At 75.4% G+C, this 24,184-nt stretch carries 22 protein-coding genes; 10 read left to right on the top strand and 12 right to left on the bottom strand.

All coding sequences use genetic code 11. The annotated features are described in order from the left end of the window. The first annotated feature begins 75 nt into the window (after nucleotides 1-75). The 3 genes from CELF_RS07400 to CELF_RS07390 all read left to right on the top strand — a co-directional run bounded on the left by CELF_RS07400 (nucleotide 76) and on the right by CELF_RS07390 (nucleotide 3,198). The gene (locus CELF_RS07400; RefSeq protein WP_126297686.1) at nucleotides 76-2,085 is read left to right on the top strand and encodes a sensor histidine kinase; all 2,010 of its coding nucleotides are present in this window, start codon (nucleotides 76-78) and stop codon (nucleotides 2,083-2,085) included. Continuing rightward, entirely contained in the window at nucleotides 2,082-2,729 is a 648-nt protein-coding gene (locus CELF_RS07395; protein WP_013770630.1) for a response regulator, read from the top strand. Before CELF_RS07400 ends, CELF_RS07395 begins: the two co-directional genes overlap by 4 nt. Nucleotides 2,730-3,006: 277 nt before the next feature. Further along, nucleotides 3,007-3,198, top strand: a complete 192-nt coding sequence (locus CELF_RS07390; RefSeq protein ID WP_126297685.1) for a hypothetical protein — start codon at nucleotides 3,007-3,009, stop codon at nucleotides 3,196-3,198. 57 nt (nucleotides 3,199-3,255) lie between these two features. Here the strand turns inward: CELF_RS07390 and CELF_RS07385 are convergent, their stop codons facing one another. The 12 genes from CELF_RS07385 to CELF_RS07330 all read right to left on the bottom strand — a co-directional run bounded on the left by CELF_RS07385 (nucleotide 3,256) and on the right by CELF_RS07330 (nucleotide 17,162). Continuing rightward, a complete protein-coding gene (locus CELF_RS07385) occupies nucleotides 3,256-3,774 on the bottom strand; it encodes a phosphoribosyltransferase (protein ID WP_013770628.1) in 519 nt (172 codons plus the stop codon). Nucleotides 3,775-3,870: 96 nt separating this feature from the next. Next, nucleotides 3,871-5,691 carry an ABC transporter ATP-binding protein gene (locus tag CELF_RS20790; protein ID WP_013770627.1) on the bottom strand — a complete coding sequence of 607 codons (1,821 nt, stop codon included), beginning with the start codon at nucleotides 5,689-5,691 and terminating at the stop codon, nucleotides 3,871-3,873. Further along, a complete protein-coding gene (locus tag CELF_RS20785; RefSeq protein ID WP_013770626.1) occupies nucleotides 5,688-7,469 on the bottom strand; it encodes an ABC transporter ATP-binding protein in 1,782 nt (593 codons plus the stop codon). The genes CELF_RS20790 and CELF_RS20785 overlap by 4 nt, the downstream gene beginning before the upstream one ends. Nucleotides 7,470-7,647: 178 nt before the next feature. Further along, nucleotides 7,648-8,412, bottom strand: coding sequence for an SDR family oxidoreductase (locus tag CELF_RS07370; RefSeq protein ID WP_013770625.1), 765 nt, complete (start codon nucleotides 8,410-8,412; stop codon nucleotides 7,648-7,650). 100 nt (nucleotides 8,413-8,512) lie between these two features. Further along, nucleotides 8,513-9,889 carry an aspartate aminotransferase family protein gene (locus tag CELF_RS07365; RefSeq protein ID WP_013770623.1) on the bottom strand — a complete coding sequence of 459 codons (1,377 nt, stop codon included), beginning with the start codon at nucleotides 9,887-9,889 and terminating at the stop codon, nucleotides 8,513-8,515. 78 nt (nucleotides 9,890-9,967) lie between these two features. Next, nucleotides 9,968-11,125, bottom strand: coding sequence for an ABC transporter substrate-binding protein (locus CELF_RS07360; protein WP_013770622.1), 1,158 nt, complete (start codon nucleotides 11,123-11,125; stop codon nucleotides 9,968-9,970). A 112-nt stretch (nucleotides 11,126-11,237) separates the two neighbouring features. Next, nucleotides 11,238-12,053, bottom strand: coding sequence for an ABC transporter permease (locus tag CELF_RS07355; protein WP_013770621.1), 816 nt, complete (start codon nucleotides 12,051-12,053; stop codon nucleotides 11,238-11,240). Continuing rightward, the gene (locus CELF_RS07350; RefSeq protein ID WP_013770620.1) at nucleotides 12,050-12,937 is read right to left on the bottom strand and encodes an ABC transporter ATP-binding protein; all 888 of its coding nucleotides are present in this window, start codon (nucleotides 12,935-12,937) and stop codon (nucleotides 12,050-12,052) included. Before CELF_RS07350 ends, CELF_RS07355 begins: the two co-directional genes overlap by 4 nt. Then, nucleotides 12,934-13,809, bottom strand: a complete 876-nt coding sequence (locus CELF_RS07345) for an ABC transporter permease (protein WP_013770619.1) — start codon at nucleotides 13,807-13,809, stop codon at nucleotides 12,934-12,936. The genes CELF_RS07350 and CELF_RS07345 overlap by 4 nt, the downstream gene beginning before the upstream one ends. Next, nucleotides 13,806-14,837, bottom strand: coding sequence for a TIGR03842 family LLM class F420-dependent oxidoreductase (locus tag CELF_RS07340; RefSeq protein WP_013770618.1), 1,032 nt, complete (start codon nucleotides 14,835-14,837; stop codon nucleotides 13,806-13,808). The genes CELF_RS07345 and CELF_RS07340 overlap by 4 nt, the downstream gene beginning before the upstream one ends. A 32-nt stretch (nucleotides 14,838-14,869) precedes the next feature. After that, nucleotides 14,870-16,285 (bottom strand): dihydropyrimidinase, encoded by a 1,416-nt coding sequence (hydA, locus tag CELF_RS07335; RefSeq protein WP_013770617.1) that lies wholly within the window; start codon nucleotides 16,283-16,285, stop codon nucleotides 14,870-14,872. Nucleotides 16,286-16,313: 28 nt separating this feature from the next. After that, nucleotides 16,314-17,162, bottom strand: a complete 849-nt coding sequence (locus CELF_RS07330; protein WP_013770616.1) for a nitrilase-related carbon-nitrogen hydrolase — start codon at nucleotides 17,160-17,162, stop codon at nucleotides 16,314-16,316. A gap of 268 nt (nucleotides 17,163-17,430) precedes the next feature. Between CELF_RS07330 and CELF_RS07325 the strand changes: the two genes are divergently transcribed. The 7 genes from CELF_RS07325 (at nucleotide 17,431) to CELF_RS07295 (ending at nucleotide 24,161) form a co-directional block, all read left to right on the top strand. After that, on the top strand, nucleotides 17,431-18,867 hold the full coding sequence (locus CELF_RS07325) for an aminotransferase class I/II-fold pyridoxal phosphate-dependent enzyme (protein WP_013770615.1): 1,437 nt from the start codon (nucleotides 17,431-17,433) through the stop codon (nucleotides 18,865-18,867). Nucleotides 18,868-19,087: 220 nt separating this feature from the next. Further along, nucleotides 19,088-20,098, top strand: coding sequence for a putative F420-0 ABC transporter substrate-binding protein (locus CELF_RS07320; RefSeq protein ID WP_013770614.1), 1,011 nt, complete (start codon nucleotides 19,088-19,090; stop codon nucleotides 20,096-20,098). Continuing rightward, nucleotides 20,095-21,180: a putative F420-0 ABC transporter permease subunit gene (locus CELF_RS07315; protein ID WP_013770613.1), complete on the top strand. Its 1,086-nt coding sequence runs from the start codon at nucleotides 20,095-20,097 to the stop codon at nucleotides 21,178-21,180. The genes CELF_RS07320 and CELF_RS07315 overlap by 4 nt, the downstream gene beginning before the upstream one ends. Beyond that, complete coding sequence (locus tag CELF_RS07310; RefSeq protein ID WP_013770612.1) at nucleotides 21,171-21,980, top strand: putative F420-0 ABC transporter ATP-binding protein; 810 nt, start codon at nucleotides 21,171-21,173, stop codon at nucleotides 21,978-21,980. Before CELF_RS07315 ends, CELF_RS07310 begins: the two co-directional genes overlap by 10 nt. After that, a complete protein-coding gene (cofD, locus tag CELF_RS07305) occupies nucleotides 21,977-22,963 on the top strand; it encodes a 2-phospho-L-lactate transferase (protein WP_013770611.1) in 987 nt (328 codons plus the stop codon). The genes CELF_RS07310 and cofD overlap by 4 nt, the downstream gene beginning before the upstream one ends. Next, on the top strand, nucleotides 22,960-23,589 hold the full coding sequence (gene cofC, locus CELF_RS07300; protein ID WP_013770610.1) for a 2-phospho-L-lactate guanylyltransferase: 630 nt from the start codon (nucleotides 22,960-22,962) through the stop codon (nucleotides 23,587-23,589). Before cofD ends, cofC begins: the two co-directional genes overlap by 4 nt. Then, nucleotides 23,586-24,161, top strand: coding sequence for an HhH-GPD-type base excision DNA repair protein (locus tag CELF_RS07295; protein WP_013770609.1), 576 nt, complete (start codon nucleotides 23,586-23,588; stop codon nucleotides 24,159-24,161). Before cofC ends, CELF_RS07295 begins: the two co-directional genes overlap by 4 nt. Nucleotides 24,162-24,184: the final 23 nt, after the last annotated feature.

The following is a 24,184-nucleotide window of genomic DNA, read 5'->3' as shown; positions in this document are numbered from 1 at the left end:
GACGTGGACGCCCCCGTCCGGTTCACCCGGGCGGGGGCGTACCCGCGCGCGCACCCCTCCCCCTACGGTGACGCCATGGCGACACCTGCGACCCGACCGGGCGGCCGACCCCGGACCGCGGTCGCGCTCGTGCTCGTCGCGTGGGTGCTGACGCTCGCGGGCGCGCTGCTCCTGGTGACCGCGGGCGTGCCGGTGACCCCTGACCTGCTGTTCTCGGCCGTCGACGCGATGGTCGGCCTCGTCTACGGCACGGTCGGCGCGGTGCTCGTCGCGCGCCGCGCGCACCCCGTCGGCTGGCTCGTGTCCGTCACCGGGCTCGGCGGGGCGCTCGCGACCGTCGGCGGGGGCTGGGGCGCCTACTCCTCGACGCACCCGACCCTGCCCGCGCTGCCGGGCGTCGAGTCGCTCGTCAGCTGGGCGTGGGTGCCGGGCACGCTCGCGCTCTTCCTCGTCGTGCCGTGGCTCGTGCGCGAGACGCGGGCCGGTGCGTGGGCGCGGTCCGGGCTGGGGCTCGGCATCGCGACCACCGTCGGGTTCACGCTGCAGCGTCTGCTGCTGCCGATGTCGGACAACACCGCGACCGTCCTGCTCACGGTCGCCGTCGGCCTGCTCACCGCCGCGGCGACCTGGTGGCGGCGCGTCCGCGGGCCTGCCGCCGAGCGACCCGGGCTCGGTCTGCTCGCGCTCGGCGTCGCGCTCATGGCGGTGTCGTTCCTGCCGCTCGCGTTCGCGGACACGCCGTTCGAGATCGTGCTCGCCGTCCCGCTCGTGCACCTCGCGTGCCAGGCGCTGTTCCCCGTCGCGCTGCTCACGACGGTCCTGCGCAACCGGTTGTGGGGCATCGACCTGGCCGTCAGCCGCGCGTCGGTCGCGGCCCTGCTCACGCTGGGCCTGGCGCTCGTGTACGCGGCCGTGCTCGTCGCCGCCGGGGCGCTCGTCGGCAGCAGCGCCGTGGCGCAGGTGCTCGCGACCGTGGGCGTCGCGGTCGCTGTCCAGCCGGTGCACGGCTGGCTCGGGCGCCGCGTGCGCGTGCTCGTCTACGGCGAGGCGGCGACGCCCGGGCGCGCGGCGCTGCGCGTGGGGCGGCAGCTCTCCGCGGCCGCGGACACCGACGACCTCCTGCGCGGGCTCGCGGGCGCGCTCGGCGAGGCGCTGCGGCTGGAGTCGGTCGCCGTCCACGGCGTCCGCGACGGGCTGTCAGCCTCCTGGGGCGTCCCGACGTCCGACCCGGTCGAGCGCGCGCTCGAGCACGGCGGGCAGCCGGTCGGGACCCTGACCGTCACCGCACGCCCCGGGGAGCGCCTCGACGCGCGCACCACCGACGCGCTCGACCACCTGTCCCCCGTCGTCGCCGCCGGAGTCGCGCTCGCGCTCGGCACCGCCGACCTCGTCCGCGCCCGCGACGCCGCGACCCGCGCGCGCCTCGCCGAACGCACCCTCATCCGGCGCGAGCTGCACGACGGCATCGGCCCCTGGCTCACCGGGCTGCGCCTCGGGCTCCAGGGCGCGCGCAACACCCTCGACCGCGACCCCGCCGCGGCCGCCGCCGTGCTCGACGCGCTCGGGGCCGAGGTCGCGCAGCGGGTCGAGGACGTGCGGCTGCTGTCCCGCAGCCTCCTGCCGCCCGTGCTCGACGAGCAGGGTCTGCGCGCCGCGCTCGACGACCTCGCACGACGCACCGCCGCCTCGGGGTTCGGCGTGCACGTGGAGGCGGACGACCCCGCGCTCGACGTGCTCGACGCGCGCGTGGCCGCCGCGGCGTACGGGATCGCCGGCGAGGCCGTGACCAACGCGTCGCGGCACAGCGGCGGCGCCGGGTGCGTGGTCACGGTCGCCGTCGACGGCTCCCTGCTCACCCTGACCTGCGACGACAGGGGCCGTGGACTGTCGTCCGACCGGATCGCCGGCGTGGGTACCCGGTCGATGCGCGAGCGCGCGGACGAGCTCGGCGGGCACGTCCTCGTCGAGGGGCGCCCCGGCGGCGGGACGCGCGTGCGGGCGGTGCTGCCGCTCGTGCCGGGGGCCACCGCGCACGAGCCCGCGCCGCCGCGCGGTGCCGGCACCACGGCGGAGGTCCCCGCGTGAGCGTGCGCGTCGTCCTCGTCGACGACCACCCCGTCTTCCGCATCGGCATGGCCGCGCTGCTCGAGTCGCTGCCCGGCCTGCGCGTCACCGGTCAGGCGGCCTCCGCCGCCGAGGCGCGCGCGCTGTTCGCCGGAGCAGTCGAGGCCGACGTCGTCCTCATGGACCTCGACCTCGGCGACGGCTCGGGCGTCGACCTCACACGCGAGCTCCTCGCCGCCCGCCCGGGCCTCGCGGTGCTCGTCGTCACGATGCACGAGGACGACGACGCCGTCGTCGCGTCGGTCCGCGCCGGTGCCCGCGGCTACCTCGTGAAGTCCGCCCCGCCCGACGCGGTCGAGCGCGCCGTCCGGGCCGTCGCCGCGGGCGAGATGATCCTGTCCCCCGCCGTCGCGCAGCGCGCCATGGCCTACGTGCTGGGTGGCCGCACCGCCACGCGCGTGCCGTTCCCGCAGCTCACCGACCGCGAGCGCGAGGTCCTCGACCTGGTCGCCGCCGGTCGCGACAACGCCGTCATCTCCCGCCGCCTGTCGCTGAGCCCGAAGACCGTCCGCAACCACGTCGCGAACGTCCTCACCAAGCTGTCGCTGCCCGACCGCTCCGCCGCGATCCTGCGCGCCCGTGAGGAAGGCCTGGGCGGCGCCTGAGCACGTCGCCGTGCGTCGACGGTGACGACCCGGTGACGACCTGTCCGCCGATCCCGACCACCGGGACCGCAGGGCACCCCCAGGCGGCGCCGGGCGTGGCTCCCGGGCTCGCTAACCTCGTGATGTGACGGCAACCGGCGAGGGCCCGCCTAGCCGGACTCGGTCCACGTCCCTGCTCGCCGCCGCGGTGGTCGCGCTCGCGGTCGGCGGTGCCGTCTCGGTCTGGGTGGCAGCCTCGTACGTGCCGCACGGTGGCGTCTGCGCTGCCGTGCTCCCGGTGCCGAGGGCCTGCGACACCGCGTCGCGCCAGCTCTGGGCAGGCTGCTGGATCGCGGCGCTCGCGGTCGTCGGGGCTCTCGGAGCGGTACGGGTCCGGCGGCTCGTGGCTCTCGACCGGCGGCTCGTGCCGCTCGTCCTCGTCGGGCAGTGCGTCGTCACGGCCCTCGCGCTGCTTGCCGTGCGCCCGTGACGCGCGGACGACGGCACGTCTGCCGCTCGCGTCGGACGTCGCGACCGCCCCGTGCCGTCAGCTCCCCGTCGCGGCCGTGACCGGCGGCTCCGCCGACCACGGGAACGTGATCCAGCGGTCCGTGCGGCGCCAGACGTAGTCGGGGTCGACGACCGAGCGGGGCTTGGCGTAGAGCACGGCGGTGCGGGCCTCGGCGCAGTGGGCCGCGATGAGGCGCTGGACCAGCGCGAGCGTCTCGCCGGTGTCGGCGACGTCGTCGACGACGAGCGCGGACAGGCCGTGCAGGGCGTCGGTGTCGAGCAGCGGTGGCAGCAGCTGCGGCTCGTCGAGCCGCTCGTCGACGCCCGTGTAGAACTCGACGTTGAGCGTGCCGACGGACTTGGTGCCGAGCGCGTAGGCCATCGCGCCGCCCGGGGGCAGCCCGCCGCGGGCGACGGCGACGACGAGGTCGGGGACGAATCCCGAGTCGACGACGGCCTGCGCGAGGTCGCGGACGGCGACGCCGAAGGTCGCCCAGTCGAGGTTCTCGCGGTCCGCGGGGACCTCCTGGCCGGGTGCTGCCTCGGTGATCGCCATGCCGTCAGGGTAGGCGGCGCTCGTTGCCGCGACGTTGCCCGCAGGTCCCGGGTGAGGAGCGGCCCGGTGCGCTGGCGTGGCGCCCGGACGAGACCGTCAGGCTCGGTCGAGCGAGCGCTGCCAGTCGGCGTGCAGGTCGGCGAACCGCCCGCCGGTCGCGACGAGGTCGGCGGGGCTGCCGTCCTCGACGACGCGCCCGTCCTCGACGACGAGAACCCGGTCGGCGCCCATGACCGTGGACAGGCGGTGCGCGATCACGACGGCGGTGCGGTCCGCGAGCAGCGTGCGCAGGCCCTCCTGGACGAGCACCTCGCCGGGGACGTCGAGCGAGCTCGTCGCCTCGTCGAGCACCAGCAGCGCGGGGTCCGCGAGGAACGCGCGCGCGAACGACACGAGCTGACGCTGACCGGCGGACAGCCGGACGCCGCGCTTGTCGACCTCGGTGTCGTACCCGTCGGGCAGGGACGCGACGAGGTCGTGCACGCCGACCGCACGCGCGGCCGCCTCGACCTCGCCGCGCGTCGCGCCGGGGCGGCCGAGGGCGATGTTCGCGGCGACCGACCCGGAGAACAGGTACGCCTCCTGCGTGACCATGACGACCGCGCGGCGCAGGTCGACCGGGTCGACGTCGCGCACGTCGATGCCGTCGATCGTCACCGCGCCCGTCCGGACGTCGTAGAACCGGACCAGCAGCTTCGCGATGGTCGACTTGCCCGCGCCGGTCGCGCCGACGAGCGCGACCGTCTGCCCGGACGGCACGTGCAGGTCGAGACGGTGCAGCACGGCCGGGCCGTCGCCGTAGCCGAACTCGACGCCGTCGAACCGCACCTCGGCGCGGGCGGCGGGCAGCCGGACCGGGTGCGCGGGGTCCGGCACCGACGGCTCCTCGGCCAGCAGGTCGGCGACCTTCTCGAGCGCGGCGGTCGCGGACTGGAAGGCGTTGTAGAACATCGCGATCTGCTGCAGCGGCGCGAAGAACCGGCGCGCGTAGAGCACCGCGGCGACGAGGACGCCCACGGCCAGGTCGCCGTCGAGCGCACGCAGCCCGCCCGCGAGCAGCACGCCGGCGAGCGTGACGTTGCCGATGAGGACGAGGCCCGAGTCGAACCAGCCGTTGAGCCGGATCGACCCCGCGCTCGAGCGCCGGTACTCCTCCGCGAGCTCGTCGTAGGCGGCCTGCACCTGCGGCTCACGGCGGAACGCCTGCACCGCGCGGATCCCCGTCATCGTCTCGACGAACCGGACGATCGTGCGTGCCGCCGCGGTCCGGTTCGTGCGGTACTGGGCCTGCGACCGGCGCTGGAACCACCGGCTCAGCAGCACGCCCGGCACGACGGCGACGAGCAGCACGAGCCCGCTGCGCCAGTCGAGCACCGCGAGGGACACGGCCGTGAACGTCATCGACAGCGCGCCCGCGGCGAGCGTCGTGACGCCGCCGTCGAGGAGCTCGCGGACCGCGTCGAGGTCGGACGTCTGCCGGCTGATGATGCGCCCCGACGTGTAGCGCTCGTGGAACTCCAGGGACAGGCGCTGCGTGTGCCGGAAGACGCGCCGACGCAGGTCGAGCAGGATCGCCTGGCTCGCGCGGGCGGACGCGCGGACCGTGGCCGCGGCGAGGAACCCCCCGAGCACCGCGACGACCAGGTACGTGCCGGCGACGGCGGTCAGCGGCGCCCCGTTCCCGTCCCGCAGCGCGGGCAGCGCGTGGTCGATGCCGTACGCGACGAGCGCGGGACCCGCGACCGCCGCGAGCTGCGCCCCGACGACGAGCGCCACGGTCCCCCACACCGGGCGGGCGACCGGACGCAGGAGCGACCGCAGGAGCGCGAGCGAGCGGCGCCGCACGGCCCGGGACACGGCGCGCGGGTCCGCCTCCGGGCCGGCGCCGGCCGGTACCTGCACGGTCGTCGCGTTCACCGGGCCGCCTCCGTCCCGACGGGCTCGTCGTCGGTCCAGGGCTCGTCCGACGCGGCGAGCGCCGTGAGCACGAACCGGTAGTGGGGGTGGTGCGCGAGCAGCTCGGTGTGCGTGCCGACGCCCGTGATGCGCCCGTCCTCGAGCACCGCGACGCGGTCGGCGAGCGCGACCGTCGAGGGGCGGTGCGCGACGACGAGGGTCGTCGTGCCCGTGAGCTCGGCGCGCAGGCGGCGCGTGACCTCGGCCTCCGTCGTGACGTCGAGCGCGGACAGCGGGTCGTCGAGCAGCAGGACGCGCGGGCGCACCGCGATGGCGCGCGCCAGCGAGACGCGCTGCCGCTGCCCGCCGGACAGGCTCAGGCCCTCCTCGCCGATGACGGTGTCGACGCCCTGCGGCAGCCGGTGCACGAAGTCGGCGCGGGCGACGTCGAGCGCGCGCGTGAGCCGGTCGTCGGTCGCGTCGTCGGGGTCGACGCCGAGCAGGACGTTCTCGCGCACGCTCGTCGAGAACAGGATCGGGTCCTCGAACGCGACGGCGACCGCTCGCCGCAGGTCCTGCCGCGTCAGGTCGCGGACGTCGACACCGTCGATGCGCACGCTGCCGCCGGTCACGTCGTAGAGGCGCGGCACGAGCTGCAGGAGCGTCGTCTTGCCGCTGCCCGTGAGCCCGACGAGCGCGACCGTCTCCCCCGGCTCGACCACGAGGTCGACGCCCGCGAGCACGTCGTCGCCGTGGCCGTGCGCGAACCGCACGCCCGACAGCTCCAGGCGCGCGCCGCGCGGCCCGGGCGGCGGCAGCGTGCGGGGCGCGGGCGGGTCGGTCACGGTCGAGGCGGTGTCGACGACCTGCAGGTAGCGGTCGGTCGCGGCGCGTGCGTCGAGCGTCATCGCGAGCAGCGCACCCAGGCGCTCGACGGGCTGGTTGACGACCGCGGCGGTCGCGAAGAACGCGACGAGCGCCCCGACGCTCAGCTCGCCGCGCGCCGTGAGCGTGACGCCGACCGCGAGGGACACCGCGAGCACCGCCTCGGGCAGCGCGCCGAGCGCGAACGACACGCGCGACAGCGTGCGGGCCTTGTGGATCTCGGTCGCGCGCAGCTCGTCGGCCTGCCGCACGAAGTCGTCGAGCGCGTCGTCGCCCCGACCGAACGCCTTGAGCACGCGGATGCCGTGCACGGACTCCTCGACCGTCGTCGCGAGGTCGCCCGCCTGGTCGCGCGCCCGGCGGGCGACGTCGCGGTAGCCGGTGCGGAACCGGAAGCTCAGCCACACCATCGGCACGGCGCCCACGAGGTAGACGAGCCCGAGCTGCCAGCTCGTGGCGAGCATGAGGACGAGCCCGACGACGAGTGTCGTCGCGCTGACCAGCAGCATCACGAGCCCGAACACCATCCAGCGCCGGATCGTGCCCAGGTCGGACATCGCGCGCGACAGCAGCTGCCCGCCGGACCAGCGGTCGTGGAACGCGACCGGCAGGTCGAGCAGGTGGCGGAACAGCGACGTGCGCATCTCGCGCTCGACGGTCGTGCCGGGCGTGAGGATGAGCGCGCGCCGCGACCACACGAGCACGGCCTCGACGACCCCGAGCACGAGCACGAGGAGCGCGCCGAGCACGACGCCGCGCGTGTGCCCGGCGGACGCGTCCAGCAGCGGGCCGTTCACGATGCCGCGCAGCACCTGCGGCACCGCGAGCGCGAGCATGCTCGCCCCGAGGGCGGTGCAGCCGCCGAGGACGACGCGCGGGACCGCCGGCCGCGCCCAGTCGAGCAGGCGCAGCATCGCGCGCGGGGTGGCACGACCGGTGCCGGTCGAGGGGGCGGGGGGCACCCGTCCACCCTACGAACCGGTGTTCGACGCCGCCCGGCGCGTCGTCCGCGTCCTGCATCGCGAGACGCATCCGGGCCGGCGCCCCGCGGCGGGCGCCGGCGTGGTTGCCGCCGCGGCCCGGCTGCCCGGCTCAGACGCCCGTGCGCGCCGTCTTCGTGTTGTGCGCCTGCGCGCGCGGGCGCACGACCAGCAGGTCGACGTTGACGTGCGGCGGCCGGGTGAGCGCCCACGTGATCGCGTCGGCGACGTCGTCCGCGACGAGCGGCAGGTAGCCCTCGTACACCGCCGCCGCGCGCTCGGCGTCGCCGTCGAACCGCACGAGCGAGAACTCCTCGGTCGCGACCGCGCCGGGCGCGATCTCGACGACCCGGATCGGCTCGCCGACGATCTCCCAGCGCAGCGTCGTGGCGAGCATCCGCTCGGCGTGCTTCGCGCCCGTGTACCCGGCACCGCCCTCGTACGCGCCGTGCGCGGCGGTGGACGTCACGACGACGACGTCCCCCTCGCCGCGCTCGCGCAGCAGCGGCAGGAACGCCTTCGTCACGCGCAGCGTGCCGAGCACGTTGAGGTCGTACATCGTGCGCCACTGCTCGAGGTCGGCCGTCTCGACGGGGTCCAGGCCGAGCGCGCCGCCCGCGTTGTTGACGAGCGCGTCGACGCCGCCCGTCGCGGCGACGTGCGCGGCGAGCCGGGCCACGTCGTCGTCGGACGTGACGTCGGCGACGAACGCCTGCGCGCCCGTCTCGGCCGCGAGCGCCTCGAGCCGGTCCGCGCGACGGGCGGTGGCGACGACGTCCCAGCCCTCGACGCGCAGGCGGCGGACGGTGGCGGCGCCGATGCCCGACGAGGCGCCGGTGACGACGGCGCGGCGGGTGCGGGCGGGGGCGGTGCTCATGCGGACTCCCTGGTGCTGACGGTGCTGGCGGTGCTGGCGGTGGTGCCGGTGCTGGCGGTCGTGCCGGTGGTCGTGCGGGCGCGGCGGCGGCCGTCGCGCATCACAGCACGTCGGCGGCGACGGCGTCGAGCACGTCGCCCAGGATCTCGACCCCGGTCGCGGCGTCGGCGGCGCCGATCACGCACGGCGGCACGACGTGCACGCGGTTCTCGGCGACGAAGGGCAGGAGCCCCCGCGCGAGCGCGCCGGCCTTGATCCGGCCCATGGTCGCGGCGTCGACCGGTTCGCGGGACGCGCGGTCGCGCACCAGCTCGAGCGCCCAGAACACCCCGAGCCCGCGGACGTCGCCGACGAGCGGGTTGCGCTCGGCGAGCGCGGCCAGGCCGGGGGCGAGGACCTCGCGCCCGACGGCGGCGGCGTTCGCGACGACGCCCTCGTCGGCCATCGCGTCGAGCGACGCGACGATCGCCGCCATGGCGAGCGGGTGGCCCGAGTACGTGAGCCCACCGGGGAAGACGCGCTCGTCGAACGTGCGCGCGATCTCCTCCGAGATCATCACGCCGCCCGCGGGGACGTACCCGGAGTTCACGCCCTTGGCGAAGGTCACGAGGTCGGGCACGACGTCGAACGCGTCGAGCGCGAGCCAGTGACCGGTCCGGCCGAACCCGGCCATGACCTCGTCGAGGATCAGCACGATGCCGTACCGGTCGGCGATCTCGCGCACGCCGGGCAGGTACCCGGGCGGCGGGACGAGCACGCCCGCGGTCCCGGGGATCGTCTCCAGCAGGATCGCGGCGACCGACGCCGGACCCTCGGACTGGATGACGCGCTCCAGGTGGTGCAGCGCGCGCTCCGCCTCCTGCTCGGGACTCGTCGACCAGAACTCGGAGCGGTAGGCGTACGGGCCGAACACGTGCACGTGGCCGCGCGCGTACTCGTTGGGCACGCGCCGCCAGTCGCCCGTCGCGACGACCGCCGCGCCGGTGTTGCCGTGGTAGGAGCGGTAGTGCGAGACGACCTTGTCGCGGCCGGTGTGCAGCCGCGCCATGCGGATCGCGTTCTCGTTGGCGTCGGCGCCGCCGTTGGTGAAGAACACCTTGGAGATCCCGGCGGGCGCGTGCGCGAGGACCCGCTCGGCGGCCTCGCCGCGCACGAGCGCCGCGGTCGAGGGCGCGATCGTCGCGAGACGCCCGGCCTGCTCCTGGATCGCCGCGACCACGCGCGGGTGCTGGTGCCCGATGTTCGTGTTGACGAGCTGGCTGGAGAAGTCGAGGTAGCGCCGCCCCGCGTGGTCCCACACGTGCACGCCGCTGCCGCCGGCGACGACCAGCGGGTCGAGGTGGGCCTGCGCGGACCACGAGTGGAAGACGTGCGCGCGGTCGAGTCGGCGGGCGGCCTCGTCGTCGGGGTGCGGGGCGGGCGGCCCGTCGGGGCGCTGCGCGGTCACGGTGCTGGTGCTGCTGGTCGGGTCGGTCACGTCTCCCCCTCGTCGGTTCGGTGCTGCCGGGCCGTGCGGCGCGGACGGGTGCGTCCCGCCCGCGCCGCACGCGGTGCGTCAGTTGCCGCCCGGCTCCAGCGTGACCTCCAGGGCCTCGAAGTCGGTGCCGTCGACGTCCACGCCCTCGTCGCGCAGCTGCGCGAGCGCCTCGTCCACGTACTCGTTGGTGAACGCGTCGGCGCCCGGCTCGGACGTGATGACGGTCGCGCCCTGGTCGTTCTTGGTGTGCAGGGCGATGTCGACCGTCCGCGCCCAGGCGGACTCGTCGATGATCCCGATGCCGCCCGGCGAGGGCCACACGAGCTTGTTCACCTCGTTGACCTGCCACAGCTGGTGGCTGGCGCCGAGCTGCGAGCCCGCGGCGACGACGAGGTCACGCGCCTCCTGCGGGTTGTCGCGGACCCAGATCCAGCCCTCGAGGCTCGCCTTGAGGAACTTGACGGTCGTCTCCTCGTACTCCGCGTCGGACGCGAGGCGCTCGGTGTTCGCCCAGATCGCGTCCTGGAGCATCGCCGTGCCCTCGTCGTTCCAGTCGACGACCGTGAAGTCCTCGGGCTGGTACAGCTCACCGGTCTCGGGGTTCTCCGCCTCGAGGACCTGCGCGTACTCGTTGTACGTCATGGCCTGGGCGGCGTCGATCTCGCCCGACAGCAGGGCGTTCATGTCGAACTGCTGCTGCACGAGCGTGACGTCGGTCGCGGGGTCGAGGCCCGCCTCGGTCATGCCGGCGAACAGCTCGAACTCGTTGCCGAAGCCCCAGTTGCCGACCTTCTTGCCCTTCAGGTCCGCCGCCGAGGAGATGCCGGAGTCGGCGAACGCGACCTGCAGGGTGCCGGAACGCTGGAAGATCTGGGCGACGTCGGTGATGCCCGCGCCCTGCTCGCGCGACGCGAGCGCCTTGGGCACCCACGCGATCGCGTAGTCGACGGAGCCGTCGGCGAGCACCGACTGCGGGACGATGTCGACGCCGCCCTCGACGATCTCGACGTCGAGGCCCTCGTCCTCGTAGAAGCCCTGCTCGACCGCCGCGATGTAGCCGGCGAACTGGGCCTGGGTGAACCACTGCAGCTGGAGCTTCACGGGGGTCAGCCCGTCGGCCCCGGTGGCCTCGGGCTCGGCCGGGTCGCCGCTGCCGCTGCTGCACGCGGACAGCACGAGCGCGGTCGCGACGCCGACGGCGGTCGCGGTCCACGCGGGACGCCTGGTGGGGGTCATCGGTCCTCCTGGGGTTCGACGGGTCGGCACTGGCGGGGGCGCGCTCGCAGGGGGGCGAGTCGCGGTCGACCGCACCTGACGTCGTCGGCAGGCGGGACGGGTGGGGCCGCGGTCAGGTCTCGGGGACGCCGTGGCGGTGGGCGACGGCGCGTTCGAGCGCCGTCGTGGCGAGGTGGAACAGGAGGCCGAGCAGGATCGCACCGAGCACGAACGCCCAGGCCCGGGCGTAGGCGCTGTTCGCGGCGGCGGCGGTGATGCGCGACCCGAGCCCGTTCTGGAGACCGCCGAAGTACTCGGCGACGACGGCCGCGATGACGCCGGTGGACGCGGCGATCCGCAGGCCCGTGAACAGGTACGGCAGGGCGCCGGGGATCGTGACGGTGCGCGTGACCTGGCGCGGGGTCGCGGCGTAGGCGCGCAGGAGGTCGCGGTGCACGGGCTGCACCTGCCGCAGGCCGCGCAGCGTGTTGACGAACACGGGCGCGAACACCACGACGGCGACGACGAGCCGGCGCGGCGTGGTCGACGTCGTGCCGAAGAGCGTGTTGAGCGCCGGGGCGAGCGCCACGATCGGCATGACCGCGAGGGCGGCGGCCGTGGGCGAGAGCAGGCCGTCGACGAGCCGGCTGCGCGCCGCGAGCACCGCCGCGCCGACCGCCAGCAGGGCCCCCGCGACGAGCCCGACGAGGACGTTCGCGCCCGTCGCGAGCGCGGCCGACCACACGAGCGGGACGACGAGGCGCAGCTGCTCGACGATCGCCGTCGGGCTGGGGAGCAGGTACGGCGGCAGCTCGGCGCCGACGACGACGGCCTGCCACACCGCGAGGGCGAGCACGCCGAGCAGGACGGGCGCGCACCACCGTGCGACCCGGGCGACGTGCACGGCGCCGGGCGCGCGGCCCGGGGCGGGGCCGGTCGCGGCGCTCACCGGACGTCCACGCCGCGCGTCGGGACGGCCGTCCCGGTGCCGTGGTGCAGCGCCTCGCGGACCGCGGTGACGGCCGCGAAGAACGCCGCGTCCTCCCGCAGGTCGTCCGTCCGCTCCCCCGCCCCGGCGAGATCCACGTCCACGACCGCGGAGATCCGGCCGGGCCGGGGCGACATGACGACGACCCGCTGCGAGAGGAACACCGCCTCGGGGATCGAGTGCGTGACGAACACGACGGCCGCCCCGGACTCGGCGCAGAGCCGCACGAGCTCGGTCTGCATGCGCTCGCGCGTCATCTCGTCGAGCGCGCCGAACGGCTCGTCCATGAGGAGCAGGCTCGGGCTCTCCGCGAGCGACCGGGCGATCGCGACGCGCTGCTGCATGCCGCCCGAGAGCTGGTGCGGGAAGTGCCCGGCGAAGTCCGTGAGCCCGACGAGCGCGAGCAGCTCGGCCGCCCGGGAGGCCCGCTCGCGACGGCCCACGCCGTGCAGCTCGAGCGGCAGCTCGACGTTCGCGGTGACGGTGCGCCACGGCAGGAGCCCGGCCTGCTGGAACGCGATGCCGTAGTCCCGCGCCTCGCGGGCCACCCGCGGCGGCCGGCCGAACACAGCGATCTCGCCCGACGTCGGCTCGTCGAGGTCGGCGACGAGCCGCAGGAGCGTCGACTTGCCGCACCCCGAGGGGCCGATGAGCGAGACGAACTCGCCCGCAGCGACGCTCAGGTGGATGTCGTCGAGAGCCGTGACGGTGCCGGCGCGGGTCGTGAAGACCTTCGAGACGCCGCGCACGTCGACGGCGGTGGCGGGGCCGGTCGTGGGCTGTGCCGGGGAGCCGGCCGGGGGCGCGGCCGTCGCCGGCTCGGTGGCGGTGCTGACGTCGCTCATGAGACCTCCGCGTGGCGGTAACGGCCCAGGCCGAGCCCGAGCAGGGTGACGAGACCGGCGGCGAGCAGGCCCAGCACGGCCGCGGCGAGGATCGCCGCCCACGGCTTGGCCGGGTCGCCGCTCGCGGCCTGGGCGTAGGCGATGACGAGGCGCCCGACGCCGCCCTTGGTGCCGGTGGACACCTCGGCGACGATCGCGCCGACGACCGCGGTGGCGGCGGCCAGGCGCAGGGCCGGGAGCAGGTACGGGACGGACGCGGGCAGCCGCAGCGAGACGAGCGTGCGCCCCCAGGACGCGGCGTTCGCGCGGAACAGCTCGACCTGCGCGGCGGTCGGCGACTGCAGCCCGCGCAGCATCCCGACCGCGACGGGGAAGAACGCGAGGTAGGACGCGATGAGCGCGACCGACATCCACTTCTGCCACGCGAACGCGCCGATCTCGATGCGCCCGCCCCACCCGACGACGAGCGGTGCGAGCGCGACGAGCGGGACCGTCTGGCTGAGCACGACCCACGGCAGCAGCGCGTGCTCGGCGAGCCGCGAGCGCTGCATCACCACCGCGACGAGCGTGCCGCCGAGGACGCCGAGCACCCAGCCCGCCACCGCGACGCGCAGCGTGAACCAGCACGCCTGGAGCATCGCGACGAGCACCGTCGGGGCGCCCGTCGCGGAGGTCTCCGGCTCGCCGATCCGCGCGACGACGTCCCAGACGTGCGGCATCGCGACGTCGTCGGTGCGGGGCAGGACGCTCGCCTCGCCGACGTGCCACCCGGTGTCCGGCACGACGGCCTTGGTGAGCTCCCACAGCACGGCGAGCAGGACGACGGCGGCGAGGCCCCAGGCCGCGGACCGGACCGCCCGGCGGGCGGTCACGCGGTCGCCACCACGGTCTCGGCGAGCGCGGGGATGACCCGCTCGCCGTACAGCCGCATCGTCTCCTCCTTGTTGTCGTGCTGGAGGTACGCGGCGAACTGGGTCACGCCGAGGTCGCGCAGCGCCTCGAGCTTCTCGACGTGCTCGCGCGGGCTGCCGAGCAGGCAGAACCGCTCGACGATCTCGTCGGGGACGAACGTGGTGTGCGAGTTCCCGGCACGGCCGTGCTCGTTGTAGTCGTAGCCCTCGCGGTTCTTGATGTAGTCGGTGAGGGCCTTCGGCACGGTGCTGTCGGCGCCGTACCGGGACACGATGTCGGCGACGTGGTTGCCGACCATGCCGCCGAACCACCGGCACTGCTCGCGCATGTGCGCGCGGGCGGCCGGCGAGTCGCCGTCGCCGACGTAGGCGGGCGCTGCGACGCAGAACTGGATCGCGTCGGGGTCGCGGCCCGCGGCCTCGGCGGCGTCGCGGACCACCTTGATGGTCCACGCCGCGATGTCCGGGTCGGCGAGCTGCAGGATGAACCCGTCGCCGACCTCGCCGGTCAGCTTGAGCGCGAGCGGCCCGTACGCGGCGACCCACACGCCGAGCCGCGAGCCCTTCGCCCACGGGAAGCGCACGGTGCGGCCGTTGAGCTCGACGGGCCGGTCGTTCGCGAGCTCGCGGATCACGTGGATCGACTCGCGCAGCGTCGCGAGGTTCGACGGCCGCCCGTTGAGCGTGCGTACCGCCGAGTCGCCGCGGCCGATGCCGCACACCGTGCGGTTGCCGTACATCTCGTTGAGCGTCGCGAACAGCGACGCGGTCACGGTCCAGTCCCGGGTCGCGGGGTTGGTGACCATGGGACCCACCACCACCTTGCGGGTCGCGGCGAGGATCGCCGAGTACACGACGTACGGCTCCTGCCACAGCAGGTGGGAGTCGAACGTCCACACGTAGTCGAACCCGTGCGACTCGGCCTGGCGGGCCAGGTCGACGGTCCGCCAGGCGGGCGGGTTGTTCTGCAGGACGACACCGAAGTCCACGGCGTGGCTCCTCTCGTGGGGGACGGTGAGGGTCAGACGAGGTACTGCGACAGCTCGCGCGCGACGTAGCGCCCGTGCCCCGCGCGGCCGTGGTAGCCGTCGGCGTCCACGAGCACCTCGCCGCGGGACATCACGACGTCGACGTGCCCGTCGACCTCGAAGCCCTCCCACGCGGAGTGGTCCATGGCCATGTGGTGCGTGGCGGCGCTGATCGTCGTGTGACCGGCCGGGTCGTAGACCACGACGTCGGCGTCGGCGCCGGGGGCGATGACGCCCTTGCGGCCGTGCAGCCCGAACATCCGCGCGGGCGTCGTCGACGTGAGCTCGACCCAGCGCTCGAGCGTGATCTCGCCGGTCACGACGCCCTGGTACATGAGGTCCATCCGGTGCTCGACCGACCCGATGCCGTTGGGGATCGCGCGGAAGTCACCGAGCCCGAGCTCCTTCTGGCCCTTCATGCAGAACGGGCAGTGGTCGGTCGAGACCATCTGGAGGTCGTTGGTGCGCAGCGCGCGCCACATGTGGTCCTGGTGCCCCTCGGCCCGCGAGCGCAGCGGTGTCGAGCACACCCACTTCGCGCCCTCGAACCCGGGAGCCCCGAGCTGCTCCTCGAGCGACAGGTACAGGTACTGCGGGCACGTCTCGCCGAACACGTTCCGGCCCTCGTCGCGGGCCGACGCGAGCTGCGCGACGGCCTGCTTCGCGCTGACGTGCACGACGTACAGCGGTGCGTTGGTCAGATCGGCGAGCATGATCGCGCGGTGCGTCGCCTCCTCCTCGAGCTGCCACGCGCGGGCGATGCCGTGGAAGTACGGGTCCGTCTTCCCCTGCTCGACGAGCTGCGCGGCGAGCACGTCGATCGCGGGCCCGTTCTCGGCGTGCATCATCGTGAGCAGCCCGAGGTCGGCGGCCTTCTGCATGGCCCGGACGATCTGCGCGTCGTCGCTCATGAAGACGCCGGGGTAGGCCATGAACAGCTTGTAGCTCGTGACGCCCTCCGCGACGAGGCCCTCCATCGCCTTGAGGGAGTCGTCGTCCACGCCCCCGACGATCTGGTGGAACGCGTAGTCGACCGCGCACCGCCCGGCGGCCTTCTCGTGCCAGGCCGCGAGCCCGTCCATGACGCGCTCCCCGGTGCGCTGCACGGCGAAGTCGATGATCGTCGTCGTGCCGCCCCACGCGGCGGCGCGCGTGCCCGTCTCGAACGTGTCGGACGCCGCGGTGCCGCCGAACGGCAGCTCCATGTGGGTGTGCGCGTCGATGCCGCCGGGGATGACGTACTTGCCGGTCGCGTCGACCACCCGGTCGACGTGCGCGGCCAGGTCGTGGCCGAGCAGCGTCGAGCCGGGGGCCAGCACCGCGGCGATGGTCTCGCCGTCGACGAGCACGTCGGCGGCCGTGCGGCCCGTCGCGCTGACGACGGTCCCGCCGGTGATCAAGGTCTTCACGTGCGTCCTTCCGGTGCCGGGGCCGAGGTCAGGGGGCGACGATCGCGCCGTAGGCGTCGGGACGGCGGTCGCGGAAGAACTGCCAGCGCTCGCGGACCTCGCGGATCTGGTCGAGGTCGAGGTCGCGGACGAGCAGCTGGTCCTCGGTGGTCGAGCCGACCTCGCCGACGTAGTTGCCGTCGGGACCCACGGCGTACGACGAGCCGTAGAACGCGACCGCCTCGTCGCCGTACTCGTTCTCCTCGCGGCCCACGCGGTTGTTCGCGACGACGAAGTACCCGTTGGCGACGGCCGCGGCCGGCTGCTCGATCTCCCACAGCTTGTTGGAGATGCCGGGCGCGGTCGCGTTCGGGTTGAACACGATCTCCGCGCCGCCCAGCGCGAGCACGCGCCATCCCTCGGGGAAGTGCCGGTCGTAGCAGATGTTCACGCCGATCTTCCCGACGGCCGTCTCGAACACCGGGTACCCGAGGTTGCCGGGCCGGAAGTAGAACTTCTCCCAGAACTTCGGCAGGTGCGGGATGTGGTGCTTGCGGTACTTGCCGAGGTACGTGCCGTCCGCGTCGATGACCGCGGCCGTGTTGTACAGCACGCCCGGCTGGTCCTCCTCGTACACCGGGAGCACGATCACCATGCCGAGCTCGGCGGCGAGGGCCGCGAACCGCTCGGTCGTCGGGCCGGGCACCGACTCCGCGTAGTCGTAGTAGGCCGTGTCCTGCGTGATGCCGAAGTACGGCCCGTAAAACAGCTCCTGGAAGCAGATCACCTGCGCACCGGCCGACGCGGCCTCGCGCGTCCAGGCCTCGTGCAGCGCGATCATCGACTCCTTGTCGCCGGTCCAGGTGGCCTGGGTGAACGCGACACGTACGACGGTCATGGGGGTCCTCCGGTCCTCGGTCGGGCCGTCGACGGGGACCCGGCCCCGACGGGAGGTGGCGGTCTCCCCGTTGTGCGACGGGCCATGCCTGCCGGGCCGGGCCCCGTCGCCGTGGAATGTGACTGTCGGCGTTGAACATTTCTGCGGCGTTACCCTCCGTTTCCGCCACGCGAACAACCGGGGCCCCTGTGTAAACACCTGGTCCACCGTCCCTTTCGTCGGGCTGCGAGGTGCCGGGGCACGCCCCGCGCGCGGGCATGCTGCGCGCATGGACCTGGCCTCCCACGTCGACGACCGGTCGCCGCGCGGCATCGCGGCCGCCGTCGCGCGCCTCGTGCACGGCGGCGACCTCGTGCCCGGCGACCGCCTGCCGACGGTCCGCGCGCTCGCGATCGACCTGGGCGTGAGCCCCGCGACGGTGAGCGGCGCGTTCCAGGCGCTCGCGACCGTCGGGCTCGTCGCGTCGCGCGGCCGCGCCGGCACGTTCGTCCTGCCGCCGCCCGCCGCGTGGCTCCCGCCCCGCTACCGCGACCTGGCCGGGGGCGCGCCCGCGCGGCTCGACCTGTCCACCGGCACGCCCGACCCCGAGCTGCTGCCCGCACTCGGTCCCGCGCTGGCCCGTGTGGCGGCCCGCACGCCCGCCGCCGAGGCCGGCACGTACCTGTCGGCGCCGCTCGTGCCCGAGCTCGAGTCGCTGCTGCGCGAGTCGTGGCCGTTCGTGCCGCAGCGGCTCACCGTCGTCGACGGCGCGGTCGACGCGATCAGCCGCACGCTCGAGCAGGTCGCGTCGTTCGGCGACCGCGTCGCGGTCGAGGACCCCGGCTTCCCGCCGCTGTTCGACCTGCTCGACCAGCTCGGGCTGCCGCGCGTCGCGTGCGCGCTCGACCGCAACGGCATGCGTCCCGACGCGCTGGCCCGTGCGCTCGACGCCGGCGCGACGGTCGTCGTCCTGCAGCCGCGCGCCCACAACCCCACCGGTGCGAGCCTCACCCCGACCCGCGCGCGCGAGCTCGCCGCGGTCGTGCGCCGCCACCACTCCCCCGTGACCGTGATCGAGGACGACCACTGCGGGCAGATCTCGTCGGCGCGTGACGTGTCCCTCGGCACGTGGCTGCCCGACGCGACCGTGCACGTGCGGTCCTACTCCAAGTCGCACGGCCCCGACCTGCGGCTCGCGGCCGTCGGCGGCCCGGCCCGCGTGCTCGACGCGCTCGTCGCCCGGCGGATGCTCGGCCCGGGGTGGACCAGCCGGCTGCTCCAGCACGTGCTCGTCGACCTGCTCACCGACCCGGCCGCGGTCGACGCGGTCGCGCACGCGCGGCGCGTGTACTTCGCCCGGCGACGCGCGCTCACGACCGCGCTCGCGCTGTTCGACGTGCACGTCGACGGCGGCGACGGCATCAACCTGTGGCTCCCCGTGCACGACGAGCGCACCGCGCTCCTGCGGCTCGAGGCGGCCGGGATCCGTGCCGCGCCGGGGTCCCCGTTCGTCGCCGGGACGGCCGGCGCGGGCGGACCGGGTGGCCCGGCCGGTTCCGGCTGGTCACGCGGCCCGGCGACGCCCGGCACGTCGACGCCGACACGGCCCGCGGACGGCGACGGCACGCACGACGCCCCCGGCGGGCACCTGCGTGTCACCGTCGGGCTGCTCGTGGGCGACGTGGCCGAGGTCGCGCAGGCGCTCGCGCTCGCCGCAGGGCCCTGACCGGCCGCTTCGCCCACGGCGGACAGCCGTGCACTTGCGTCGCACGCCCCGGCGCGGCCTAGGCTGTGCGCGGAACCCGGCCCGCTCTGGCCCGGGTCGCGCCGCCCGGCACTCGGCGGCCGTCCGGGGTGCGACGTGCACCCGTCCCTGTCGTGCGCACCGCCGCGCACCCCCGCCCGCGCTGGGGTCGCAGGCCCCGGCGCAGATCCTCGGAGTGTCGATGCCCCGCCGTGCCGTCCGTCCCGCCGCCAGCCTCGCCGTGCTCGCCGCCGTCGCCCTCGGGGCGTCCGCGTGCGCCGCCGACGCGCAGGCCGGTGGCGCCACCAGCGCCACCCCGACCACCGGCTCGGGGTTCACTCCCGTGGAGCTCGACAACTGCGGCACGCCCGTGACGGTCGAGGCGCCGCCGGAGCGCGTCGTGACGATCAAGTCGTCGTCGACCGAGATGATGCTCGCGCTCGGGCTGGGCGACCGGCTCGTCGGCACCGCGTTCGCGGACGGCCCCGTGCCCGAGCAGTGGGCCGCCGCGTACGACGCCGTGCCGGTCGTGTCCGACAAGGTGCCCGGCCAGGAGGCGCTGCTCGCGCTCACGCCCGACTTCGTCTACGCGGGCTGGGAGTCGAACTTCTCCGCCGACGGCGCCGGGGACCGCGCGACCCTCGCCGACCGCGGCATCGGCACCTACGTGTCCCCCGCGGCGTGCAAGGAGGAGGGCTACCAGCCCGACCCGCTGACGTTCGACGTCGTCGAGGACGAGATCCGCGAGGTCGCGTCGCTGTTCGGCGCGCAGGACGCCGCCGAGGAGCTCGTCGCCGCGCAGCGCGAGACGCTCGCGGACGTCGAGAAGCCCGCGGAGCCGACCACCGCGCTGTGGTACTCGTCGGGCTCGGACACGCCCTACGTCGGCGCGGGCATCGGCGCGCCGCAGATGATCCTCGACGCCGCGGGGCTGACGAACGTGTTCGGCGACGTGCACGACACCTGGACGTCGGTCGGCTGGGAGCAGGTCGTCGCGGCCGACCCCGACGTCATCGTGCTCGTCGACGCCACCTGGAACACCGCCGAGAAGAAGATCGAGCTGCTCGAGAGCAACCCGGCCACGTCGGTCCTGCGGGCCGTGCAGGAGAAGCGCTACGTGACGGTCCCGTTCGCGGCGACCGAGGCGGGCGTGCGCAACGCCGAGGCGGTCGCGGACATCGCGGACCAGGTCGCCGCGCTCGAGGGGCGGTGACCGGGACGACCACCACCGCCACGCCCCGCGCGACGCACCCGACCGCACCGGCGACGCCGCCCGCGTCCCGGCGCGCCCCGCTTCCGCTGCTCCTCGCGGTCGGCGTCGCCGCGCTCGTCGCGACGGTGCTCGTCGCCGTGACGATCGGCCCCGCCGACCTGTCCGTCGGCGAGGTCGCGCGCAGCATCGGCACCCACCTCGGCCTGCCCGTCACGCCGGTCGACCCCCGGTTCGACGCGATCGTCTGGGAGCTGCGGCTGCCGCGCGTGCTCACGGGCGCGGCGGTCGGCGCGGGGCTCGCGCTCGCGGGTGCCGTCATGCAGAGCCTCACGCGCAACCCGCTCGCCGACCCGTACCTGCTCGGGCTGTCGTCGGGTGCGTCGCTCGGCGCGGTCGCCGTGCTCGTCGTCGGCGTCGCGGTCCTGCTGCCGGTCGCCGCGTTCGTCGGGGCGATGGCGGCGCTCGTCGCGACCCTCGCGCTCGCCCGCTCGCAGGGCACGCTCGCGCCCGGGCGCGCGGTGCTCGCCGGGCTCGCGGTGTCGCAGCTGGCGGCGGCCGGCACGTCGTTCGTCATCTTCTGGACGGCGACCGGCGACTCCTACCGCGAGATCCTGTCGTGGCTGCTCGGCTCCCTCGCGGGCGCCACGTGGACGTCGGTTGCCATCGCCGGGGTCGCGGTGCTCGTCGTCGGGACGGTCGTCGTGCTCGCCGGGCAGCGGCTCGACGCGTTCGCGTTCGGCGACACCTCGGCGGCGGCGCTCGGCATCGACGTCGACCGCACCCGGTGGACGCTCATGACGCTCGTCGCGCTGCTCACGGGCGCGATGGTGGCCGTGAGCGGCGCGATCGGGTTCGTCGGGCTCGTCCTGCCGCACGCCGTCGGCGCCCTCACCGGTCCCGCGCACCGGCGCCTGCTGCCCGTCGCGGCGCTCGCGGGCGCGGTGCTGCTCGTGTGGGCCGACACGCTCGCGCGCACGGTGTTCGACCCGCGCGAGCTGCCCGTCGGCATCGTCACCGCGCTCGTCGGCGTGCCCGTGTTCGCGGTGCTGCTGCGGCGGGGACGGGGGTCGGCATGGACCTGAGGCTGGACGGCGTCGGCACGCGGCTCGGTGGCCGCTGGGTGGTGGACGGCGTCGACGCGACTCCCCCGCCCGGGCACTTCACGGGCCTGCTCGGCCCCAACGGCGCGGGCAAGTCGACGCTGCTGCGCCTGGTCGCAGGGCTGCTGGAGCCCGAGCGCGGCGCCGTGCTCGTCGGCACGGCCCCGGAGAAGCCGGTGCCCGTCGCGTCGCTCGGCCGCCGGGAACGGGCCCGCCGCATCGCGCTCCTGGAGCAGGAGTCGTCGAGCACCGTGCCGCTCACGGTGCGCGAGGTCGTCGCGCTGGGCCGCATCCCCTACCGGACGCTGTGGGGCGCGGACCCGGGCGACGACGCGGTCGACCGGGCGCTCGCCGCCGCCGACGCCACCCACCTCGCCGACCGCGCGTGGGCGACGCTGTCGGGCGGCGAGCGGCAGCGCGTGCACGTGGCCCGCGCGCTCGCGCAGGAGCCCGAGCTGCTGCTGCTCGACGAGCCCACCAACCACCTCGACGTGAGCGCACAGCTCCAGCTGCTCGCCTTCGTCCGTGACCTCGGCACCACCACGGTCGCGGCGCTGCACGACCTCAACCTCGCCGCGGCGTTCTGCGAGCACGTCCTCGTGCTGTCGCAGGGGCGGCTCGCGGCGGCGGGTCACCCCCGCGAGGTGCTGCGACCCGCGCTGCTGCGCGAGGTGTACGGCGTCGAGGCCGACGTCCTGGAGCACCCCCGCACGGGGCGCCCCGTCATCGCGTTCCACGAGCCCGCACCCGTGCGCGCGGGCGTCACCGCGGGAGAGCCATGAGGATCACCGTCCTGTCCGGCGGCGTCGGCGGCGCCCGCTTCACGCGCGGGCTTCTCGCGCTCCTGCGGGAGCGCCTGCCCGACGGTGCCGGCGGCACGACCGCGCAGGTCACCGTCGTGGCGAACACGGGCGACGACCTGTGGCTGCACGGCGTGCGCGTGTGCCCCGACCTCGACACCCTCATGTACACCCTCGGCGGCGCCGTGCACGAGCAGCAGGGCTGGGGGCGCCGCGACGAGAGCCGCCGCGTGTCCGACGACCTCGCCGCGTACGGCCTGGGCTGGGAGTGGTTCACGCTCGGCGACCTGGACCTCGCGACCCACCTCGCGCGCACCGAGCTGCTGCTGTCGGGCGTGCCCCTGTCGGCCGTGACCGCGCGGCTCGCCGAACGCTGGCAGCCGGGCGTGACGCTGCTGCCGATGTCGGACGACGAGGTCGAGACCCACGTCGAGACCGTCGACGGCCGGATGATGCACTTCGAGGAGTGGTGGGTGCTGCACCGCGCCGGCGTGCCCGCGCGCCGGTTCGTGCAGGTCGGTCTCGACGGCTCGACCGCGGGCCCGGGCGTGCTCGACGCGCTCGCGGGCGCCGACGTGGTCGTCGTGCCGCCGTCCAACCCCGTCGTGTCGGTGGGCACGATCCTCGCGGTCCCCGGCGTGCGCGACGCGCTGCGCGCCACGGCCGCCCCCGTCGTCGGCGTGAGCCCCGTGATCGGGGGCGCACCCGTGCGCGGCATGGCCGACGCGTGCCTGGCTGCGATCGACGTCGCGACCGCCGCCCACGCCGTCGCCCGGCACTACGGTCGGCGCGCCGACGGCGGCGTGCTCGACGCGTGGCTCGTCGACGACGCCGACGCGGACGCGGTCGCGCCGCTGCGCGCCGAAGGCTGGACGGTCGAGGCTGCGCCGACCCTCATGACCGACGTCCCCGCGACCGCCGCGATCGCGGCCCGCGCACTCGCGCTCGTGGACCGGCTGCCGTGACCGCCTGGACGGTGGTCGTCCCCGTCAAGGACGCCCGCCGCGGCAAGTCGCGCCTCGCCCCCGTCCTGCCCGACGACGAGCGCGCCCGGTTCGTGCGGTCGATGGCGCTCGACACGCTCGCGGCGGCGTCGGCCGCCGACGACGTGGAGCGGGTCGTCCTCGTGACGCCCGACCCGCTGCTCGGGTCGTGGGCGCAGCGCGGCGGGGCGGTCGTCGTCGACGAGCCGCCCGGAGGCGGCCTGGACGCGGCGGTGCTCGCGGGTGTCACGCACGCCCGCCGCCTCGACCCCTCGGCAGCGGTCGCGGTGCTGCTGGGCGACCTGCCCGGCCTGCGCCCCGACGATCTCGACGCCGCACTGCGGCTCGCGTCCGCGCACCCGCGTGCGCACGTCCCCGACGCGCAGGGCACCGGCACGACGCTCCTCACGGCTGCCGCACGCGTCGACCCTCGACCCGCCTTCGGCGCGGGGTCGTCGGCCCGGCACGCCGCCGCGGGCCACGTCCGCCTCGACGTCCCGTCGACCTCGTCGCTCCGCCACGACGTCGACGACCCTGCCGACCTCGACACGCTCGTCGACGTCGCCGCTGCCCACCGCGCCGGTCCGCGGTCCAGGATGGGCGCATGACGCTCTGGCTCACCGGCGACGCAGCCGCCGACCACCTCCTGTCCGACGACCCGTTCGCGCTGCTCGTGGGCATGCTGCTCGATCAGCAGGTCACGATGGAGAGCGCGTTCGCCGGGCCCTCCAAGATCGCGGAGCGCATGGGGGGGCTCGACGTGCACGAGGTCGCCGACGCCGACCCGGAGCAGTTCGCGGCGCTGTGCGCGACGCCGCCGGCGGTGCACCGCTACCCGGGGTCGATGGCGGGCCGCATCCAGGCGGTCGCGCGCGCGGTCGTCGAGGAGTACCACGGCGACGTCGCGCGCATCTGGACCACGGGCGACCCGGACGGCGCGACCGTGCTGAAGCGGCTCAAGGCCCTGCCCGGGTTCGGCGACCAGAAGGCGCGCATCTTCCTCGCGCTGCTCGGCAAGCAGTACGGCGTCACGCCCGACGGCTGGCGCGAGGCGGCGGGCGCGTACGGCGAGGAGGGGTCGCGCCGCTCGATCGCCGACGTCACCGACCCGACGTCGCTCGCCGAGGTGCGTGCGACGAAGCAGGCCGCGAAGGCGGCGGCGAAGGCCGCGCGCGGCTGACCCGGACGCGTGGTCGGCGGTCC

The organism is Cellulomonas fimi ATCC 484, assembly GCF_000212695.1.
Taxonomy (GTDB): Bacteria; Actinomycetota; Actinomycetes; order Actinomycetales; family Cellulomonadaceae; genus Cellulomonas; species Cellulomonas fimi.
This window is presented reverse-complemented; position numbering and strand designations above follow the sequence as displayed.

Bases quoted from the DNA above. Each gene is read 5' to 3' on its own strand.
- CELF_RS07385 (WP_013770628.1), bottom strand. From the start codon at position 3,774: ATGGCGATCACCGAGGCAGCACCCGGCCAGGAGGTCCCCGCGGACCGC.
- cofD (WP_013770611.1), top strand. From the start codon at position 21,977: ATGAGGATCACCGTCCTGTCCGGCGGCGTCGGCGGCGCCCGCTTCACG.
- CELF_RS07325 (WP_013770615.1), top strand. From the start codon at position 17,431: ATGGACCTGGCCTCCCACGTCGACGACCGGTCGCCGCGCGGCATCGCG.
- CELF_RS07330 (WP_013770616.1), bottom strand. From the start codon at position 17,162: ATGACCGTCGTACGTGTCGCGTTCACCCAGGCCACCTGGACCGGCGAC.
- CELF_RS07320 (WP_013770614.1), top strand. From the start codon at position 19,088: ATGCCCCGCCGTGCCGTCCGTCCCGCCGCCAGCCTCGCCGTGCTCGCC.
- CELF_RS07310 (WP_013770612.1), top strand. From the start codon at position 21,171: ATGGACCTGAGGCTGGACGGCGTCGGCACGCGGCTCGGTGGCCGCTGG.
- CELF_RS07370 (WP_013770625.1), bottom strand. From the start codon at position 8,412: ATGAGCACCGCCCCCGCCCGCACCCGCCGCGCCGTCGTCACCGGCGCC.
- CELF_RS07400 (WP_126297686.1), top strand. From the start codon at position 76: ATGGCGACACCTGCGACCCGACCGGGCGGCCGACCCCGGACCGCGGTC.
- CELF_RS07350 (WP_013770620.1), bottom strand. From the start codon at position 12,937: ATGAGCGACGTCAGCACCGCCACCGAGCCGGCGACGGCCGCGCCCCCG.
- CELF_RS20785 (WP_013770626.1), bottom strand. From the start codon at position 7,469: ATGCTGCGCCTGCTCGACTGGGCGCGGCCGGCGGTCCCGCGCGTCGTC.
- CELF_RS07295 (WP_013770609.1), top strand. From the start codon at position 23,586: ATGACGCTCTGGCTCACCGGCGACGCAGCCGCCGACCACCTCCTGTCC.
- CELF_RS07360 (WP_013770622.1), bottom strand. From the start codon at position 11,125: ATGACCCCCACCAGGCGTCCCGCGTGGACCGCGACCGCCGTCGGCGTC.